Source organism: Bradyrhizobium sp. BR13661, from assembly GCF_029892425.1.
In the GTDB taxonomy this organism is placed as follows: Bacteria; Pseudomonadota; Alphaproteobacteria; order Rhizobiales; family Xanthobacteraceae; genus Bradyrhizobium.
Map to the genome: position 1 here is coordinate 140552 of NZ_JARXWB010000007.1, position 18574 is coordinate 159125.

General features: G+C 64.5%; 15 protein-coding genes. 4 read left to right on the plus strand and 11 right to left on the minus strand.

Features of this window, described 5'->3' with window-relative positions; translation table 11 throughout:
- Position 1: 1 nt before the first annotated feature.
- Genes M2427_RS14120 through M2427_RS14130 form a run of 3 tightly spaced genes read right to left on the minus strand, consistent with a single transcriptional unit; the run spans position 2 to position 4050 of the window.
- A complete protein-coding gene (locus M2427_RS14120) occupies positions 2–1381 on the minus strand; it encodes a glycosyltransferase family 1 protein (RefSeq protein ID WP_280706956.1) in 1380 nt (459 codons plus the stop codon).
- Positions 1378–2118: an ABC transporter ATP-binding protein gene (locus tag M2427_RS14125; protein ID WP_280706957.1), complete on the minus strand. Its 741-nt coding sequence runs from the start codon at positions 2116–2118 to the stop codon at positions 1378–1380. Before M2427_RS14125 ends, M2427_RS14120 begins: the two co-directional genes overlap by 4 nt.
- A gap of 3 nt (positions 2119–2121) precedes the next feature.
- Positions 2122–4050, minus strand: coding sequence for a glycosyltransferase (locus tag M2427_RS14130; protein WP_280706958.1), 1929 nt, complete (start codon positions 4048–4050; stop codon positions 2122–2124).
- Positions 4051–4340: 290 nt separating this feature from the next.
- On the opposite strand from M2427_RS14130, the gene M2427_RS14135 reads away from it, so the two are divergent.
- Both M2427_RS14135 and M2427_RS14140 read left to right on the plus strand, forming a co-directional pair.
- Positions 4341–5225 carry a DUF6502 family protein gene (locus tag M2427_RS14135; RefSeq protein WP_280707165.1) on the plus strand — a complete coding sequence of 295 codons (885 nt, stop codon included), beginning with the start codon at positions 4341–4343 and terminating at the stop codon, positions 5223–5225.
- A complete protein-coding gene (locus M2427_RS14140; protein ID WP_280706959.1) occupies positions 5222–6433 on the plus strand; it encodes a DUF5666 domain-containing protein in 1212 nt (403 codons plus the stop codon). The genes M2427_RS14135 and M2427_RS14140 overlap by 4 nt, the downstream gene beginning before the upstream one ends.
- 15 nt (positions 6434–6448) lie before the next feature.
- Here M2427_RS14140 and M2427_RS14145 read toward each other — a convergent pair whose 3' ends face one another.
- From M2427_RS14145 to M2427_RS14170, 6 genes are read right to left on the minus strand one after another with little or no spacing between them, the layout of a single operon-like run.
- On the minus strand, positions 6449–7171 hold the full coding sequence (locus M2427_RS14145) for an amino acid ABC transporter ATP-binding protein (RefSeq protein ID WP_280706960.1): 723 nt from the start codon (positions 7169–7171) through the stop codon (positions 6449–6451).
- 8 nt (positions 7172–7179) lie between these two features.
- Positions 7180–7884 carry an amino acid ABC transporter permease gene (locus tag M2427_RS14150; RefSeq protein WP_280706961.1) on the minus strand — a complete coding sequence of 235 codons (705 nt, stop codon included), beginning with the start codon at positions 7882–7884 and terminating at the stop codon, positions 7180–7182.
- Positions 7884–8582 carry an amino acid ABC transporter permease gene (locus M2427_RS14155; protein ID WP_280706962.1) on the minus strand — a complete coding sequence of 233 codons (699 nt, stop codon included), beginning with the start codon at positions 8580–8582 and terminating at the stop codon, positions 7884–7886. Before M2427_RS14155 ends, M2427_RS14150 begins: the two co-directional genes overlap by 1 nt.
- Before the next feature lie 48 nt (positions 8583–8630).
- Positions 8631–9452, minus strand: a complete 822-nt coding sequence (locus M2427_RS14160; RefSeq protein ID WP_280706964.1) for an ABC transporter substrate-binding protein — start codon at positions 9450–9452, stop codon at positions 8631–8633.
- 22 nt (positions 9453–9474) lie between these two features.
- Positions 9475–10692, minus strand: coding sequence for an aspartate transaminase (locus M2427_RS14165; protein ID WP_280706965.1), 1218 nt, complete (start codon positions 10690–10692; stop codon positions 9475–9477).
- Positions 10689–11348 (minus strand): RraA family protein, encoded by a 660-nt coding sequence (locus tag M2427_RS14170; protein WP_280706966.1) that lies wholly within the window; start codon positions 11346–11348, stop codon positions 10689–10691. Before M2427_RS14170 ends, M2427_RS14165 begins: the two co-directional genes overlap by 4 nt.
- Positions 11349–11477: 129 nt before the next feature.
- Here M2427_RS14170 and M2427_RS14175 point away from each other — a divergent pair, with 129 nt between their 5' ends.
- Positions 11478–12404: a LysR family transcriptional regulator gene (locus M2427_RS14175; protein ID WP_280706968.1), complete on the plus strand. Its 927-nt coding sequence runs from the start codon at positions 11478–11480 to the stop codon at positions 12402–12404.
- Here the strand turns inward: M2427_RS14175 and M2427_RS14180 are convergent.
- A complete protein-coding gene (locus M2427_RS14180) occupies positions 12401–13762 on the minus strand; it encodes a M23 family metallopeptidase (protein ID WP_280706969.1) in 1362 nt (453 codons plus the stop codon). The genes M2427_RS14175 and M2427_RS14180 overlap by 4 nt on opposite strands.
- A 111-nt stretch (positions 13763–13873) precedes the next feature.
- Positions 13874–14578, minus strand: a complete 705-nt coding sequence (locus tag M2427_RS14185; protein ID WP_280706970.1) for a peroxiredoxin — start codon at positions 14576–14578, stop codon at positions 13874–13876.
- Between the two features lie 204 nt (positions 14579–14782).
- Here M2427_RS14185 and M2427_RS14190 point away from each other — a divergent pair, with 204 nt between their 5' ends.
- Positions 14783–18571 (plus strand): DUF3971 domain-containing protein, encoded by a 3789-nt coding sequence (locus M2427_RS14190; protein WP_280707166.1) that lies wholly within the window; start codon positions 14783–14785, stop codon positions 18569–18571.
- The last annotated feature ends 3 nt before the right edge of the window (positions 18572–18574 follow it).

The following is an 18574-nucleotide window of genomic DNA, read 5'->3' on the forward strand; positions in this document are numbered from 1 at the left end:
CCTATTGCGCCGCGACCTGGCGCTCCGGCGGCGCATGGCGTCCGAGGAAATCGCGGGCCTGGGTCTCGTAGCCAAAGCGCTCGGTAAGCTCGGAGCGGCGCGCCCGGATCCTGGCGCGGCATTCCTCCTGCCGCGCCAGCACGCGGGTGACAGAGGCCACGATCGACTCCGTCGCGAACGGATCGAAATAGTCGGCGAGCTCACCCGCGACCTCGCGGAACACCGCGATGTCCGAGCAGAGTACCGGCGTGTTCGCGGCCAGCGCCTCGATGATCGGCACGCCAAAGCCTTCGGCAAAGCTCGGCATGATCAGGCCGTGAGCCTCCGCGACGAGCGCCGCCTTCTCGTGCTCGCCGACGTAGCCGGCGAAGCGAACGTTCGGCGGCAGATTGCGCATCCGGCTGATCTCGCCGGCATAGCCGATCACGACGAGATCGGCCTGGGGAATGTTGCGGAAGGCGCGGATGACCGTGGCGACGTTCTTGCGTGGCTCGTTCGAAACGACGACGACGAAGCTCGGCCGCCCCGGACGCCCCGACGGGGCTGGCAGGTGTAGGACATCCGGGGCGTCGAACCGGGTGCGGGGATACACGACCCGCGCCGGCAGGTGCGCAAATTGCGGCAACAGCTCCCTGAACCGCATCATGCTATAGTTCGAAACGAAGGCGAGCTCGTCGGCTTGCTTGAGGCTGGTGAGAAGCCGTGACAGAAACAGCCGCGTTGCAACGTCGCTGAGCTTGAGATCGGTGAGCGGCAGGAGATCGTGCACGACGCAGATCACCTTGGCATCCGGCCTGCGCCTCACGACGACCCGCGTCGGCGTGTCGATGACGATGACGTCATAATCACTCGCATCGATCCGCGGCGGCGGCAGCAGCAGGAAGGCCGAGGAGTCCTGATAGCTGTAGAATCCGGGCTCGAGCTGGAAGTCGCGGAACAGTTCGAGGTGGCGCAGATCCGGCGGGATGTATTCCAGCGCTGCGGTCCGGTTCTCGATCAGCCGTGCGTGCAGGCCACGCAGGCCGATCGCCCGCAGGAAACAGACGACATAGTCCGGGGACACCGACATGGTGGCTTTGTGGCGGAGCCAGTCCAGCGTACGCCGCAGGCCGTTGCGTGCAAGCGGTTCGGCCATGTTGATCTCGTCGAGGAAACGATAGAGGGCGAGCAGCTCGATGTTGCGTGCCTGCGGCGGGAACAGCCTCGTGCGCCGCTCGCGTTGGCGGAGCTTGCGGTACCGCCTGTTGGTCTCGACCAGCAGCGTGAGCTCATGGCCTTCTGCGGCCAGCGAACGCATCAGCTCGCGGGTGAAATGGAAGATACCTCGCTTGTGGTTGGGCTCGCCCAAAGCCTCCGAGACAACAAGGATGTTTTGCTTCATGCGCTGATCTCGTTGGAGTCGAAGGGAAGAGCCGAGGGCTGCTCCACCGTGATGGTCGAGGCGATGCGGCCATGATCGAGATTGATGATGCTAGTGCAGGTGCGGCGCAGCAGCGGCTGGTCGTGCGAGGCGATAATTACGATCGCGGCCTGCGAGACCAGGCTCAGAAGCCGCTGCTGGGCCTTCTCGGCAAAATGCTCGTCGACCACGCTCAGCCATTCGTCGAGCAGAAGGATATCGGCCGGGAAGGCCGTCGCGGTCGCGAACAGCACGCGCATCAGCATGCCCGAGGAGAACATCCGCAGCGGCAGCCGCTGCATGCGCTCTTCGAGTTCAGTAAAAGCCCAGATATCGTCGATCACGGCGCGCGTCGGCTTGCGCCCGCTGATCCGCAGCAGCAGGGCGATATTGTCCTCGGCAATGAAGTCGAGGTTCACACCGGCATTGAGGCCGATCAGGGGCACGACGGTGCCCCTGATCGCAACACTGCCGCTGCTCGGCGGATAGACGCCGGCGATCAGCCGCAGCAGGGTCGATTTGCCGGAGCCGTTGGGGCCGGCAAGCCCGATGCGCGCGCCGGCCTCGGCCTCGATCGTGACATTGTCGACGGCGCGGATGATCCGCGTCTCGCCTTTCTCGCGGATGAGGCGGCCGAGCAGTCGCCGCTTCAGCGAGAAGTCGTAGGCGCCGTAGAGGGGATAGTCGAGACAGACATTGCGCAGGCTGATCGAGGCCATCGGTCAGATCCAGAAGGCCGCTTTGCGCAGATGAACAAGCGTCAGCACGCTCGCACAGAGCAGGAGCGCCAGTGCCACCAGGACATAGATGACGCTGGTCGCGTCGACATGGCCGCCCGAGAGCGGCTCGCGCCACACCGCGAACAGATGGGTCAGCGGATTGAGCCGCATCACGGTCGAGCGGTGATTGATGATGTCGGAAGACCAGATCACCGGCGAGGCGAGGAAGGCGAGCATCAGCGTGGACTCGATGATCGGCTTGAGGTCGCGATACCGCGTCGCCAGCGCGCCGAGCACGAGGCTGAGCGCGAAGGTGCAGATCACGAACAGCAGGAGACCCGGAAGCGCGGCGAGTGCGCCGGAGAGATCGTGCGGCGTGAGCAGCAGCCAGAGCGAGAGCGGGACGCAGGCATTGTGCAGGGCGAACAGTCCCTGGCGGAACGTGCATTGCAGGAGGAAGATCACTGGCGGCAGCGCACGGTCGCGGATCAGGCTCGCGGAGTTTTGAAGAGCCGTGGTCGCATCGAGCACGACGCTGTTGAGAAACGTCCAGGCCGTCATCGAAAGCGCAAGCATCGGCAAGCGTGCGAGCATACCGGCATTCGAGATCTGGCCGATCACCGAGCCGAGCACCGCGACCACGATCGCCATCTGGAGTGACATCCAGAACGGACCCAGCAGAGAGCGCACGTAGCGGTGGCGCATGTCGGACCAGGCCAGCGCTGCTGCGATCCGAATGCTCTCGAACCAGCCTGTCACCTGCGGCTGTTCGTGCGCGGGGACCTGCTGGTCGGAGGGCGCGGTAACAGCCGAGCGGTAGACGGTTTCCATGCCGTGCTTGAACGTCGTCGCGGAATAGCGGCTCACGGCGCGGGTCCGCGCGGAAAGCCCCATGCGGCGGCGGCGCTCGGGATCGCTGATCAGGGCGTCAATGGCTTCGGCGAGCTTTTCGGGATCGCCTGGCGGCACGGTGATCGCCTCCATGCCGTGACGGGCAACGCGTGGCACCGCTGTGTCGAGCGCCGTGTTCACCACGGGGCGGCCGGCGGCCATGGCCTCGAGCTGAACGAGGCCGAAGGTCTCGGCATTGGTGACGGACGGCATCACGAAGACGTCGGAAAGGCACATCAGCTTGATGCGCTCGCAATCATTGACGGAGCCGAGCAGCTTGACGCGTTCACCGAGGCCGAGCTCACGGATCAGTTGCTCGAGCCGGGCCCGCTCGACGCCTTCGCCGATGATCCAGACCTCGAAGTTGCCGATAGCGGCGGCGCGGATCAGCACGTCGAACCCCTTGTAGGGTACGAGCCGGCCACAGGCGAGCACGAGGCGGCCGCGATCGTTGACGTGGTGCGGATCGATCTTCGGCCAGTCATAGACGCTGGTGTCGATGCCGAACGGCACGACGTGGCATTTGTCCTCGAACTCGCGCAGCAGCGGCGTGGTCTCGATCAGGACGTGGTCCGAGACGATGATCGCCTTGGCCTGGCGCAATGTCCGCCGCATCAACGGCTCGATGAACCAGCGCAGGCCCGCATGGGTGACGATGTCGGCATGCCAGTGCACGACCAGCGGCCGCTTGCGCCCGAAGCCGAGGGCGAAAACGAGATCGGCTAGCGGGAAGGGGGCATGCAGCGCCAGCAGATCGTGCTCGGCGATCTTCTGCCACAGCCTCCAGGGATAGGTGGGCGCAGTTGGCAATGACAGCACGTTGCCGAACGAGCGGACGCGCTCGACCGGCACGTCGTTGACGACGATCTCGCGCTGCTCGGCCGATTGCGAGCAGACCAGCACGGCGGACGCAAAGGCGTCCTTCAGGCTGGCGCAGATGTCCCGGATCACCGTCAGCGTGCCGCCGAACAGGTCGGGATAATAGATCTTGAAGATGTGCAGCACCGACGGGCGGGGCGAGGTTTCGCTGGTGTGATGCATGGTGGCGTCAGCCCGCGAGCAGGGCTGCGATGAACGGTGCTGACAGCACCGAGACGAAGATCACGCCGCGCAGCAGCATCGGCATGGTCGCGCCGGCACGATTCCGGTGGGGAAACGGCACAGCACGCGGTGAACTGGAAATGCGGACCAAGCGGTCAGCCATGGGTGGTGTGTCCCTTTACGTCGCGCCCTCAGTGGTGTTTCGTATATGTGGGAAAATTTACCACGTCAATCGCGTTTTGGAAAAATGTGGGATTGTGTCCCACGTGTGTCACGCGTACAATTCAGACATGATTGCCAAGTCCGGGCCCAAAGCAGCGGCACCTGAGCCGAATGCCGCAGCGAAGTTGCATGCGCCGCTCGCGCGGCTGCTGCGCCCGCTCGTACGGCTCTGTATCCGCAGCGGCATGACGTTTCCGGCACTGGCGCAATTGCTTCGCGAGCTCTTCGTCAACGTCGCCGAGCATGATTTCGCACTCGACGGCAAGGACCAGACCGACAGCCGCGTCAGCCTGCTCACGGGCATCCACCGCAAGGAGGTGGCGCGGCTGCGTGGTGCCGGCGCGCCGGTGAACGAGACGCCGGCGGCGATATCGCTGACGAGCGCCGTGATTGCGCGCTGGCTCGCGTCGCCCGAATTCACCGATGCGAAAGGCGAGCCGATGGCCTTGCCGCGCACGGCCGAAGGCGATTCGCCGTCATTCGAGCAACTGGTCGCGTCCGTCACCAAGGATGTGCGTCCGCGCGCAGTGCTCGACGAGTGGGTCGACCGCAAGCTCGTCACCATCAACGCGGCCGATGAGATCGAACTGGTTGAGGCGGCGTTCGTTCCGAGCGGTGCGGACGACAGCAAATGGCACTATCTCGGCCGCAATCTGCACGACCATATCGCCGCTGCCGCCGAAAACGTGTCGGGGCCGGCGCCGCGCTTCCTCGAACGCGCGGTCCACTACAACAACATCTCGCCGAAGCTGGCGAAGCGCCTCGAGGCGCGCTCGCGCGAACTCGCCATGGATGCGCTCAAGACGGCCAACCGGGAGGCCCATCGCGCGCTCGCCAAGGACAAGGGGGGCGATGCCCGCTGGAATTTCGGCATCTACATCTACAGCGAAGACGCCGATGAGGACGCCGAGGCGGTCAGCAAGGACGGCGGCAAGGAGGGCAGCTCCTCATGAGCCGGCCGCCGCTGATTTCCCGCCGATTGCTACTCACCGGATTCTGGCTTGCCGGCACCGCGCTCGCGCGTGCGCAGGTCAAGCGTGGCGATGATCATGGCATCGGCGGCACCGGAATCACGCGTGGCGACGATCACGGCATCGGCGGCACCGGCATTGTCGGCGTGATCCAGCGTTTCGGCAGCATCTACGTCAACGGCGAGCGCGTCACCTATGCGAGCGACGTGCCGGTGCGGATCGACGGCGAGGCGGCGAGCCCGAAGGCGCTGCGCATCGGCCAGCTGGCGCGCGTGGTCGCGATGCGGCAAGCCGACGGCACACTGGTCACCCGCAACATCGCGATCGCGAGCGAAGTCTCGGGGCCGATCGAGCAGGTCAAGGGCAACGAGCTGACGGTCCTCGGCCAGAAGATCGTGGCTGGCAAGGACAGCAAGCTCCGCCCAGGCACGGAGGTGGCCGTGTATGGTCTGCGCCGGACCGACGGCGTGATCGTCGCAAGTCTGGTCGAGCCGCGCCATATCACCACCGAACGTGTGACGGGTCTGGTCGAGCGCGGGCCCGATGGTTTGCGTATCGGCGGGTTGAAGCTTGCTGGCGTCGACCCGCTGCTGGTCGGCCAGCGCGTCCAGATCGAGGGCAGCACCAGCCAGGGCGCGATGCAGGCCGCGCACACCCGCATCGACGATTTTTCGGATCTCGTCGGTGCGAGCCGCCTGTCGATCGAGGCCTATGTGCAGCGCGCAGGCTCGGGCCTGCAATTCGGCTCGGGGCTCGTCGCGCGTGACAGCTCGCGCTTTGGTCCGGCAGCGGGTGAAGCACGCATGGTGGTCAACGGCGTGTTCGATCGTTCGCGCGGTCTGCAGGTGGATTCGACCAAGACGATTGGCTCGGGACCAGGTGCGCCTCAGCCCGGCGGCAGCACGCCCACGCGGTCGCCCGGCGGTTCGATCATGCATCCGGATCGCGGCCCGACGGCGCCAGGCAATAGCCAGCCCGGCGCACCAGGCTCGCCGTCCTCGCCGGGATCGAATCCCGGTGGCCATCCCGGCTCAGCGCCGTCAGGACCAAGCGGTCCGTCAGGCCCCGGCGGTCCGTCAGGTCCCGGCGGTCTTGGCGCGCCCGGTGGAAACCCGATGGGCCCCGGCGGCGGCATGGGTGGTGGTGGCTTCGGTGGTCCCGGAGGCGGGATGGGCGGTGGTCGGCGCTGAGGGAGCGAGGGTGCTCTAACGCGCTCTCGCGAGAAAGGCGCGCAGCCGGTCGTGACTGGGATCATCGAGGACCTTGGCCGGTGGACCGCTCTCGACGATCTGGCCCTTGTCCAGAAACCAGACGGTGTCGGCGACCTCGCGGGCAAATCCGATTTCGTGTGTGACGACAACCATCGTCATGCCGTTCTGCGCGAGCGTCTTCATCACCCGCAGCACCTCGCCGACCATTTCCGGATCGAGCGCGCTGGTCGGTTCGTCGAACAGCATGACATCGGGATCCATTGCCAGCGCACGTGCGATGGCGACACGTTGCCGCTGTCCGCCTGATAGCCGCGATGGCGTGGCGTCGGCCTTATCGGCCAACCCCACGCGGTCGAGCTCGGTCATCGCGCGCTCCCTCGCCGCAGGCTTGCGCATCCTTCGCAGGCGCGTCAGCCCCAGCGTGATGTTGTCGAGTGCCGACAGATGAGGAAACAGGTTGAAGGCCTGGAACACGAATCCGACGCGCTGACGCAAGCGGTTGATGTTGACGCCGCGTCCGGCGACGTCAACACCCTCAAACAGAACTTTGCCGCCTTGAATGCCTTCCAGACGCGTCACGGTTCGAATGAGCGTGGATTTGCCAGAGCCGGATGAGCCCAGCAGCGTGACGACCTCGCCGTGTTTTACCTCGCCCGACACGCCAGCGAGCACCTGGTGTTGGCCAAACCATTTTTCTACGGCTTCGAAGCGAATCATGGCTGCCCTCACGCCGGCTGAACGCCGAGCTCACCGCGCTCGGCGGCCAGCCGTCGTTCCAGCCAACGCGCCGCCGATGTCAGGGTGAAGCACAGCGTGAAATAGGTCAGCGCGAGCAGACCATAAACCTCAAACGGCTGCGTCATGAGCTGGTTGTTGACCTGGCTCGCCGCAAAGGTGACTTCGTTGGCGCTGATCACGTAGCCGAGCGACGTCTCCTTGATGGTGGAGACGAATTGGCTGACCAGGCTCGGCATCATGTTGTGCAGGACTTGCGGTAGGATCACCCTGAAAGTGGTCGGAAAATAGCCGAGGCCAAGGGCCTTTGCCGCCTCCGTCTGGCCTTTTGGCAGGCCTTCAATTCCAGCGCGAATGATCTCCGAAAGATAGCTCGCTTCATAGACGACGAGCGCGAACAGCAGCGTCTCGACGCCTCCGACCGTATGTCCGATCAAAAGCGGCAGCGCGAAATAAGTCCAGAAGATGAACATGATCAGCGGGAGGCCGCGCACGGTGTAGACCACAGCAGTCGCCGGTGCCTGCAGCCAACGATGCGAGCTGAGCCGCGCCAGCGCGAGGCCAACCGCCAGCGGAAAGCTGAGCGATAGACCGAGCACCGCCAGGAACAGCGTCATGGCAAGGCCGCCGACGGGGCCGTGCGGATATTGCCCGATCAGGAACAGAAGCCAGTTGTCCTTCAGGATCTCCAGCATCAGCGCAACTCGAGCTTCAGCCGCCGGTCGGCGAAGGCGCCGAGCGCCATGATTCCGAAGGAGATCGCAAGGTAGATGATGGTTGCAACCGCAAACGCTTCGAACGTCTTGAACGTGTAGCTGTCGACCTCGCGCGTCCGATAGGTCAGCTCGCCGACGCCGATCGCCATGGCGAGGCTGGTGTTCTTGAACAGGAGCAGGGTTTGGTTGATCAGCGGCGGAATCACGATGCGCAGCGCCTGTGGCAGGATCACGTAGCTCATCGCCTGAAGATAGTTGAAGCCGATCGAGCGGGCGGCCTCATATTGCGTCTTCGGGATCGAACGAATTCCGCTGCGCAGATCCTCGGTGATATAGGCCGCGCTGGCGAGGCCCAGAGCCACCGTGGCGAACAGAAATTCGCCGTGGTGGTTGTTGATCCACATGCGGATGGCGCGAGGCAGGATCTCCGGGACGCCGAAATACCAGACCATGATCTGGACCAGCAGCGGAACGTTGCGATGATATTCGACGTAACCCGCGACCAGCCATTCGACTGGTCTGAACGGGAGCATGCGGACCAATGTCAGGATGATCCCGACAGTCATTCCGAGCAGCCAGGCCACCAGGGTCAGCGCGATGGTCGTCGCTATCCCCCAGATGAACCAGTCCAGATATTGGCCGGTCAGGACTGCGGCCGGGTCGAAGACGTAGCCCATTGGTTGGTCATGCGCTCCCGAAGGTCGGTGTCACGCGGCGCCGAGGCATCAGCCCTTGATCTCCTCGATCTTGAAATCGACCTTCATGCCATAGGCGGTATCGGGACCGAACCATTTGGCAAAAATTTTGCCTGCTTCGCCGGATGCGTCCAGCTCGGTCAGCACCTTGTTGACCTGGTCCTTGAAGGCTGTCTCACCCTTGCGGATGCCTAGGCCCCACGGTTCGACGAAGACCGACTTCTCGACAATCGACATGGGGGATGAGGCCGGCGCCTGCTTGCGGAGCTTGACCAGGATGAGCTCCGAAGCGCAGAGCCCGTCGACCTTTCCCTGAACAACCGCAAGGAACGCCGAGGCCGAATCCTGAAAGGTCACAATCTCTGCCGTCGGAATGACGCGCCTGACGCCTTGTTCCGAAGATGATCCCTTGAGCGCGCTGACCCGCTTGCCGGATAGCTGCTCGAGAGTGGCGATACCGGAATCGGCGGATACGAGCATCTTCTGCTGGCTGACAAAGTACGAATAGCTGTAGTCGATCTGTTGCGCGCGCTCCTTGGTCCAGCCGAGATTGGCGGCGAGGACGTCGACGCGGCCTTGTGTCAGCTCGGGGATACGGGCCTCGACGGCCATTGGCTTGAGCTCGAGCGTGACACCGAGCGACTCCGCGACCTTGCGGCACATGTCGACGTCGTATCCGACGATCTCCCGCGTCTTCGGATCTTGGAAGCTGAACGGCTCGGCCGTGCCGAGCGTTCCGCAGACCAATTTGCCGCGAGCCTTCACGTCAGCGAGCTCGTCGGCCTTGGCCACGTTGACGCCGCCGGTGAGGATCAGAAGCCCGGCGGCGACGGCAACTTGCGATAGTCTCATGGCTCTCTCCTTCATCCAGCCGTTAGCGTAGGGCCGCGCAGGCTCGCGCGAGCCGCGTGCAGGCTTCCTCGATCTTGGGCAACGAGGTCGCGATCGACATGCGCAGATAGGATGGCATGCCGTAGGCCGTTCCATCGATCACGGCGACGCCGGCGGCATCGAGGAAGTGCATGACGATGTCCAGATCCGTCTTCAGGATCTTGCCCTCGGGCGTGGTCTTGCCGATGAGGCCAGCGCAAGACGGAAACACGTAGAAGGCGCCGTCCGGCGGCAGGCAGGAGAGGCCGGGGATGTCGTTGAGCATCGCTACTGCCCGGTCGCGGCGGTGGCGGTACATCTCGCGGGCCTCTGCGACAAAGCCCTGATCGCCTTCGAGTGCTGCGGTCGCTGCCGCCTGGCTGATCGATGATGTACAGGACGTCGACTGCGACTGGATCGTGTTCATGGCGGCGATTAGCTGTGCGGGCCCTGCACCATAGCCGAGGCGGAAGCCGGTCATGGCGTAGGTCTTGGAGACGCCGTTGACCAGCAAGGTCCGTTCCTTCAGCCGCGGCTCAATGCCGACGACGCACGGCGTTGCGCCGCCATCGAAACGGATGTGCTCGTAGATGTCGTCGGTCATGACCGCGACATGGGGGTGCCGCAGCAGCACCTCGGTCAGTGCAGCCAGCTCGGTCGCGGAATAGAATGCGCCGGTGGGATTGCACGGGGAGTTCAGGATGAGCCAGCGTGTTTTGGGCGTGATCGCTTGCGCGAGGGCCTCGGCTGACAGCTTGAAGCCTGCGTTCTCGCCGCAGCTCACGATGACGGGCGTGCCGTCGCAGGCTTCGACCATGTCGGGATAGGAGACCCAATAGGGCGCCGGGATGATGACCTCGTCGCCAGCTCCGAGCGTGGCGGCAAGCGCATTGTAAATGACCTGCTTGGCGCCGCCGCCAACCGAGATCTCGTTCATGGCGTAGCAAACGCCGTTCTCGCGCGCGAACTTTTCGATGATGGCCTTACGGAGCGCCGGCGTTCCATTGACCGGCGTATAGCGCGTCTCGCCCGCTTCGAGCGCGGCGGCGGCTGCTGCGCGGATGTGCTTCGGCGTGTCCAGATCAGGTTCGCCGGCGGTGAGATCGATGACGTCACGTCCCTCGGCCTGGAGCTGGCGGACCCGCTCCCGCGCGACCATGCTCGGCGACGGCTTGATCCGCTGAACCCTCGGGGCGAGGGCGATGGCGCCAACCCCGCTCATGACGTGATCCCTTGCGTGCCGATGTAGGAATTGTCGAAACGGCCTTCGCGGATGGCGGCGAGCGCGCCGGCTTCGCGGGTCTCCTGCTGTTTGACCCGCGCGAGCAGTTCTGCAGCAACGGATCGGTCGAAGGCGACGACGCCATCCGCGTCGCCGAGTATGACGTCACCCGGCATCACCACCATGCCATCGATCGAGACGGGCACGTTGATCTCGCCGGGACCCGACTTGTAGGGGCCGCGATGCGTGACACCGCGTGCGAAGCAGGGAAAGCTGGCCTCGGCGAACGCGCCGACGTCGCGGACAGCGCCATCGATGACGAACCCGGCAACCCCCATGGCTTTGGCGCGCGTCATCATGATCTCGCCAACGAGCGCTTGGTTGAGATCACCATTGCCATCGACCACGAGGACATCGACCGGCCGCAGCAGTTCATAGGTCTTGTGCAACACGAAATTGTCTCCCGGCCGCGTCTTGACGGTGACGGCAGTGCCGATCATGCGCGCGCTGCCGTGAAACGGGCGGAGCGCGCGTGTGCCGTGCAGCCGGTTCATGTTGTCCGAGACGATCGCGACCTGCGCGGCGGCAAAGTCGGCGATGATGCCGGGTGGAACGGCGGCTGACGAGGGGAGCAGTCGATGGCCGGGCAGGAGCATGGGCAAGACCGAGGGGTTGTGCGCCGGAGCGCAGATGTCCCAGGAAACCTGCCTCGCTGTAGACTTGAAGAAAAGTGAATATTTTTCTATCTATCGGATCGCTTTTTTCGATGGATGGGGGCCGCGAGCATGGTGAGCCTGACGCTGAAGCAGGTTGAAGCCTTCTACTGGATTGCCGAATTGGGTGGGGTGGTTGACGCCGCGGACCGGCTGAACCTGGCGCAATCGACCATCTCCAAGCGCATCGCCGAGCTCGAAGCCGCGATCGGGAGCACGCTGTTCGATCGCAACAGCCGAACGATCAGCCTGACGCGCAGCGGCGAAAACCTGATTGAGCTCGCAGCAGAGCTGTTGGAGCTCGAGGCGCGCATGCGTCAGATCGCGGCAGGCCCGTTGGCGTTCAGCGGTGCATTCCGGTTCGGCGTTACCGAGCTCGTGGCGCTGACCTGGCTGCCGAAACTGATCGTTGCGATGAAGGAAGCCTATCCGGCGGTCATTCCAGAACCTGAAGTTGAATCCAGCGTCGTGCTGCTCGACAAGCTCGCGGATCGTCGTCTGGATCTTGTCATTGGTCTTGATCCGCCGGCCAGTGCTGACTTCAATGCATTGCCGCTCGACAGCGTCAGGTTGCAATGGATGTCGGCGCCCGGCGTTGGCCCCAAGGCCAACGAAGCCGGGCTGGATGAGATCGCGCGATACCCGATCCTCACCCAGGGGGAAGGATCAGGCTTGCAGAAGCTCGTTCTCGATTGGCTGGGTGCGAGCGGGATCAAGCTCAATCGCGTCGTCAAGTGCAACAGTCTCAGCGTCCTTTCGGCGCTGGCCGTGGCCGGGCTCGGCATCACCTTTCTGACGGAGCAGTATTTCCGGCATGAGATCGAAATCGGTCTCCTGCGCACGATCAGGACGTCGCCGCCGATTCCGCCGATCAAATACTTTGCCGTGACGCGTGCCGATGCTGTCGATCCGCTGGCCGGGCAGATCGCGCGGATCGCCCGTGAATGCTGTGATTTCTCGCTTCGCGGCTTGTCGGCGCCGCGCGTCCGACAAACCTAGCCCGCGCTCAGTTTCACGCCGGCGCGCAAGAATTTCTGCGGATCGACGGCTTCGCCATCGATGCGGGTTTCGTAGTGCAGATGCGGGCCGGTCGAACGGCCGGTCGAGCCGACGAGCCCGATGACCTGGCCGATCCTCACGATCTCGCCGACCTTGACGTTGATCTCGGAGAGATGGCCGTAGCGGGTCGACAATCCGTTGCCATGATCGATTTCGACCATGCGGCCGTAACCGCCGGACCAACCGGCCGAGACGACCTTGCCGTTGGCGGTGACGCGCGCGGGATCGCCGGTTGCGGCGCGGAAGTCGAGACCGGTGTGCATCGCCGGCCGGCCGAGGAAGGGATCGCTGCGCACGCCGAAGCCGGAGGTGAATTCGACTTCGCCGACGACGGGCTTGCGATAGGGCACCTGCGCCAACGTGCGATTGAGCCGGTCCATCTCGGCGCGCGTGGTGTTGATGCGATAGAGCTGCTTCTCGAAGGGACCTGCATTGGCAGCGAGCTTCACCGGCACGAACGGTCCGCCCATCGGCGCGCGCGGCGCGGCAGCCTCGAGGCTCGCGAGGTTCAGGCCGAGGTCGCTGACGACGCCGCGCATCCGGCGCATGCGCGAATCCATGCCTTCCTCAACGGCGCTGAGCGCCGCGACCTGGCGGCGCTCGACCTGATCAAGCGAGTTGGTGAGCCGGACCAGGACATTGTCAAAGCCCTGGTTCTTGGCGAATTGATTGGCTGGCGGAGCGATGACGGCCGGAGCGCGCGATTCGAGCCGGGCTTCGCGGTCTGGCGGCGCCACGAAGATCACGGTGTCGCTGATCGGCGACGGTTTTGGCGTACCCTGCATCGTCTGGTTCGTGTCGCCCCGCTGCGGCGTCGCGCGGGGGATCGATCCGGTGACGTCGGGCATGGCGCCAAGCGCGGTAGCCCGGGACTCCAGCGCCGTCTGGCGCTTCATGATCTGGTCGAGCTTCTGATCGAACTGTTCCTGGTCGAGCAGCTGGCGGCTTGTGGTGCGATCGACCTTGGCGCGCAGCTCGGCGATGCGGTCCTCATAAGCGTATTGCATCTCGGCCTGACGGGCGATCAGCCGGGTCAGGACGTCGTCGCGGAAGGCGAAATAGGTGGCGGTTGCGGCCGACCACAGGCCGAGCAGGACGACGGTGCCGACCACGATCCAGAACACCACGGGCCCAAGACGGACCTGCTTGCCGTGATGGACGATGGTGTAGGCGTCGTCGGCCGCGGGCAGGGGTATCGCCGCAGCTACCGCGGCAGCAGGCCGGCGGTGGAGGGGCCGTCCGTGATCGTGGGGATGATGCTGGGGGTACTGCGAATATTGGGCAGAACTTTTCGACATCGGCACTCCCGCGCCGGTCGGAACGGTTCCTTGCGGCTTAACTGCCGCAGCAATCTGGGCTGGTCATGGTTAATTTTCCGGAAACGGGATCTCTCGATTTTAACGGGCTGGTTAAAGACTTCTTGCCGCCTCCAACACCTCGTCGGCGTGGCCATCGACCCTGACATTGCGCCAGATCTTCGCCACCTTGCCGTCGGCCCCGATCAGCACCGTTGTGCGAAGAATTCCGAGGAAGCTTCTGCCGTACATGGATTTTTCGCCCCAGGCGCCATAGGCCTCCAGCATCTCGTGCTGCTCGTCCGAGATCAGGGGGATGCCGAGGCGGTGTTTGTCGCGGAACTTCTCCTGGGCCTTTAACGGATCGGCCGAAATGCCCAGCACGGAGGTCGCGGCCGCCGCGAAGTCGCCCTTGAGTCGCGTGAAGTCGATCGCCTCGCGGGTGCAGCCCGGCGTGTCGGCGCGGGGGTAGAAGAACAGGACGAGCTTCTGGCCAGCATAATCCGACAGGCTGACGAAATTGCCGCCGTCGCGAGGCAGGCGGAAGGACGGGGCCTTCTGGCCCTCGGTCAGGGACGTCGCTGAAGCGGCCGACGACGACACAGCGGGCTTGGAGGCCTTTTCGGAAGATTTTAACCGTTTCGATGCGGCCTTATGCGATGCTGACTTTGCGCCTGTCTTGCTTGATTTGCTCGCCGATGCCGGCAGTGTTTTCGCGCTGCGTGTTTGACCAGATGCCCCTGCTTTTGGGGTCTTCTTTTTAGCCGTCGGGCTGGCGGAGGGCGTTTTGGACGTTTTCTTTCGGGATTTCTTGGACATACGCCTTCCTTTCGTCGCTTTCGGCGGGTCAACCAAAGCGGTATTGCAGCTCTCGTCCGGTGTGCCGGATTCGCGCCCTCGGCTGGGCAATTTTGGCGGCGACGGAGTATGGTTACAAGGAATTCCACGCACCACCCCACTGCTCGTTGAACGCGCTCCCGGGGCGAAATGACGAACAGCAGGAACATCAGAGGTATGGCGGCAATGCCGGGGCGGGGAGCGTCGATTCCCGTCGATGGCGGCGGTCCCGGCGGCGCCCAATCCTACGACGGGCGCCTGTATCGAGAGGCAATGGCAAGGAATACGTCGCCCCAGGATCACAATCGGCACGGCGGCCATCACGAGCAGCCGGAATGGGACGAGGCCGACTGGGATCAGGACCAGGAAGAAGAGGCGGGGCATCGCGCTCGCCGCCTGCTGTCGCGTTCCGGCTCGCACTTTCGCGTCGGTGACAGTTTCTCCGCGTTCCGGCGGGTGCTGCCGAGCGGCCGCTGGTTGCGGCGGATGTCCATCGTCCTCGTCAGCCTGATCGTCATCTTCGTCGGCTGCTTTGGCGCATTGTGGTGGCGACTTGGCGCCGGTCCCATCAATCTCGACATGGCAACGCCGTGGCTTGCCGCCGCCATCGAGGACAATATCGGTCACGGCAATACCGTGGAGGTCGGCGGCACCCAGATCGAGCGTACCGGCCGGATCAGGATCGCCGTGCGTATCCGTGACATCATCGTTCGCGACCATGACCATGCCATCGTCGCCAGTGCGCCCAAGGCCGAGGTAAGGCTGTCGGGCGCCGCGCTTCTCACCGGTCGCTTGCGCGCCGAAAGCCTCAACCTGGTCGATGCCGAGCTCGCGATCCGGATTGCACCCGACGGCACCGTCACGGTCTCCGCCGGCGACACGGCGAAACCGCTCGCCACCGGCGTCGCGTCCAAGAAGGAAGCGGGCCTGCCGCCGACATTCCCGCGCAACGGTGTCCCGCCGCCGCCGTTCGGGATGGCCCCCGCAACGCCGGACGCGTCTCAGGCTGCGCCTCAAGCCGCCGCGCAGAGCGGAATTCTTCAGGGCCTCGACTGGCTCGACAGTCTGAGCATGACCGGTCTCGACGGCCAGAACCTCAACGAGATCGGTTTGAAGAACGGCAATCTGATCGTCGACGATCAGCAGCGCGGCAGCAAATGGGCGTTTGAGAACATCACGCTCAGCCTGCGCCGGCCGAGCCATGGTGGCGTGACGCTCAGCCTCGGCGAGGAGGGCGCGCACCCGTGGTCGCTGCGCGCCACGATCGGACCAAGCGAGAATGGGGTGCGCTCGGTCGATATCCGCGCCGACAAGGTCTCGACCTCCAACATCCTGCTGGCGCTGCGCGTCAAGGACCTGACCTATACGGCCGATCTTCCGCTGACAGGCGAGCTGAAGGGCGAACTCGGCCGCGACGGCGTGCCGACGTTCTTCCGCGGCAAGGTCACGATCGGCGCGGGTAACATCATCGACACCGACACGCCCGATTATCCGATGGCGATCGACCAGGCCGAGATCAACATCGAATGGGATGCCAATCGGCGGGTGCTGGTCGCGCCATTCAAGATCCTCTCGGGCGCAAATCGTTTGACGCTGCTCGCCCATCTTGAGCCGCCCAACGGCACCGTGAACGACTGGCAGCTCGGCTTCAGCGGCGGCTCGATCCTGCTCGGCGGCATCGACAACGAGCCGCCGCTCGTCTTCAACCGGATCGCGATCGGCTTCCGCTTCGACACCGACCACAAGCGCATGCTGCTGACGCAGGCCGATATCAGCAACGGCGAGATAGGTGTCGCCGGCACCGGTGCAATCGACTATTCCGGCGAGCCGCGCCTGACGCTCGGCTTTGCAGGAACGCCGATGACGGCCTCTGCGCTGAAGCGGATGTGGCCGACGCTCGTGGTGCCGGAACTGCGCCAATGGGTGATCGAGCGGATCGAGCGCGGCACGCTCCAGCGCATCGAGGTCGGCATCAACTCGCCGACGCGTAACCTTCCGCGCAAGGGGCCGCCGATTCCCGATGATGGGCTGTCGGTCAACATCGTGGCGAGCGGCGTCGCGGTTCGTCCCGTCGACGGCATGCCTGTCGTGCACGATGCCGACCTCAAGGCGCACGTGACCGGACGCACGGCCACGGTGAATATCGCCCAAGGCATTGCCGACACGCCCGCGGGCCGCAAGATCACGATCTCCGACTTTACCTTCGAGGTGCCTGACATGGCGCCAAAGCCGTCGCCGTCGCGGACGCGCTTCCGCGTCGATGGTCCGGTGCCCGCGGCAGCCGAAATGCTGTCCAATGATCGCTTGAGCGATCTGTCGTCGACCGTTGTCGATCCAAACACCAGCAAGGGCACGTTCACGGCGAACATCCAGCTCGGCCTGCCGGTCAAGGGCGAGCTGACCAAGGCGGACACCGTCTACGCCGTCACCGCCGACCTCAACGGTTTCAGCGCCGAAAAGCTGGTGATGAACCAGAAGCTCGAGGCCAACAATCTCAAGGTCGTCGCCAACAACCAGGGCTATCAAGTCAAGGGCGACGTCAAGATCAACGGGCAGGCGGCCTCGCTGGACTATCGCAAGGCGACCGACGGCGATGCCGACGTCAAGCTGCAGACGACGCTGGATGACGCCAGCCGCGCTCGCCTGGGCTTCGACCTCAGCCCGGCCGTCAGCGGCTCGGTGCCCGTCAAGGTGTCGGGCAAGATTGCAGGCGGCCCTGACCAGACCACCAAGCTCGGCATCGAGGCCGACCTGACCTCGGTCAAGCTCGACAACATCCTTCCCGGCTGGGTCAAGCTGCCGGGCAAGGCCGGCAAGGCAACATTCAAGGTGGTGCCGACGGCGCAATCGACGCGGCTCGAGGACATCGTCATCGAAGGCGGCGGTGCCTCGATCAAGGGCTCGCTGGAAGTCGACCCGAACGGCGACCTGATGAACGCGAACTTCCCGGTCTACTCGCCGTCAGACGGCGACAAGACGTCGCTGAAGGTCGAGCGCGGCCAGGACGGCGTCGTGCGCGGCACGATGCGTGGTGACGTGTTCGATGGCCGCGGGTTCCTGAAGTCGGCGATCTCAGGCAATTCCAAGGACGACAGCAAGAGCAAGCTGAAGAACGTCGATTTCGACATCGACGTGAAGCTCGGCACGGTCGCAGGCTTCAACGGCGAGGCGATGCGCAGCGTTGATGCCAAGATGTCGAAGCGCAGCGGTACCATCAAGGCGTTCTCGCTGAGTGGCAGGATCGGCCAGAACACGCCGGTCGCGGCAGATCTGCGCGGCGGGCGCGCGCAGGGCAGCCGCGAAGTGATCTATCTCCAGACCAATGACGCGGGGGCGCTGCTGAAGTTCACCGACACCTACACCAAGGCGGTGGGCGGCCAGATAGTGGTGGCGATGGAGCCGCCCGCGGCCGATGCTTCGGTGCCGCGGGAAGGCCTCATCAACGTGCGCGACTTCACGGTGAAGGGCGAGGCACAGCTCGAGCGCGTGGCGGCCGGCGCGCCGAACGGGACCGGGAATGGTGTCTCCTTCAGCGCGCTCCGCGCCGAGTTCATCCGTCAGAACGGCGCGCTCACGGTCCGCGATGGCGTGGTCAAGGGCCCAATGATCGGCGCCACCATCGAGGGCTCGATCGACTATCCCGGCAACCAGGTGTGCATGAGCGGTACCTTCGTGCCGATGTACGGGTTGAACAACATGTTCGGACAGATTCCGGTGCTCGGGTTGTTCTTGGGTGCTGGCGACAAAGAGGGACTGATCGGCGTGACCTACGAGGTCATCGGTACGCCGGCCGCGCCTGTGATGCGCGTCAATCCGATCTCGGCGATGTTTCCCGGCGTGACCCGCAAGATCATGGAGTTCAACACGGGCAAGCAGAACACGCCGTTCGATGATCAGTTGCCGTCGTCGCAGTCTGGCGACAGCCCGACGGGATCGGCGAGACCGCTGTCGAGCGGTTGCAGCGCGCGACGTTAGAGC

Excerpts from the sequence above, each read along its gene's own strand:
- M2427_RS14120 (WP_280706956.1), bottom strand. The coding sequence starts at position 1,381 with ATGAAGCAAAACATCCTTGTTGTCTCGGAGGCTTTGGGCGAGCCCAAC.
- M2427_RS14180 (WP_280706969.1), bottom strand. The coding sequence starts at position 13,762 with ATGTCGAAAAGTTCTGCCCAATATTCGCAGTACCCCCAGCATCATCCC.
- M2427_RS14150 (WP_280706961.1), bottom strand. The coding sequence starts at position 7,884 with ATGCTGGAGATCCTGAAGGACAACTGGCTTCTGTTCCTGATCGGGCAA.
- M2427_RS14170 (WP_280706966.1), bottom strand. The coding sequence starts at position 11,348 with ATGCTCCTGCCCGGCCATCGACTGCTCCCCTCGTCAGCCGCCGTTCCA.
- M2427_RS14185 (WP_280706970.1), bottom strand. The coding sequence starts at position 14,578 with ATGTCCAAGAAATCCCGAAAGAAAACGTCCAAAACGCCCTCCGCCAGC.
- M2427_RS14160 (WP_280706964.1), bottom strand. The coding sequence starts at position 9,452 with ATGAGACTATCGCAAGTTGCCGTCGCCGCCGGGCTTCTGATCCTCACC.
- M2427_RS14140 (WP_280706959.1), top strand. The coding sequence starts at position 5,222 with ATGAGCCGGCCGCCGCTGATTTCCCGCCGATTGCTACTCACCGGATTC.
- M2427_RS14165 (WP_280706965.1), bottom strand. The coding sequence starts at position 10,692 with ATGAGCGGGGTTGGCGCCATCGCCCTCGCCCCGAGGGTTCAGCGGATC.
- M2427_RS14155 (WP_280706962.1), bottom strand. The coding sequence starts at position 8,582 with ATGGGCTACGTCTTCGACCCGGCCGCAGTCCTGACCGGCCAATATCTG.
- M2427_RS14125 (WP_280706957.1), bottom strand. The coding sequence starts at position 2,118 with ATGGCCTCGATCAGCCTGCGCAATGTCTGTCTCGACTATCCCCTCTAC.
- M2427_RS14175 (WP_280706968.1), top strand. The coding sequence starts at position 11,478 with ATGGTGAGCCTGACGCTGAAGCAGGTTGAAGCCTTCTACTGGATTGCC.
- M2427_RS14130 (WP_280706958.1), bottom strand. The coding sequence starts at position 4,050 with ATGCATCACACCAGCGAAACCTCGCCCCGCCCGTCGGTGCTGCACATC.
- M2427_RS14190 (WP_280707166.1), top strand. The coding sequence starts at position 14,783 with ATGCCGGGGCGGGGAGCGTCGATTCCCGTCGATGGCGGCGGTCCCGGC.
- M2427_RS14145 (WP_280706960.1), bottom strand. The coding sequence starts at position 7,171 with ATGATTCGCTTCGAAGCCGTAGAAAAATGGTTTGGCCAACACCAGGTG.
- M2427_RS14135 (WP_280707165.1), top strand. The coding sequence starts at position 4,341 with ATGATTGCCAAGTCCGGGCCCAAAGCAGCGGCACCTGAGCCGAATGCC.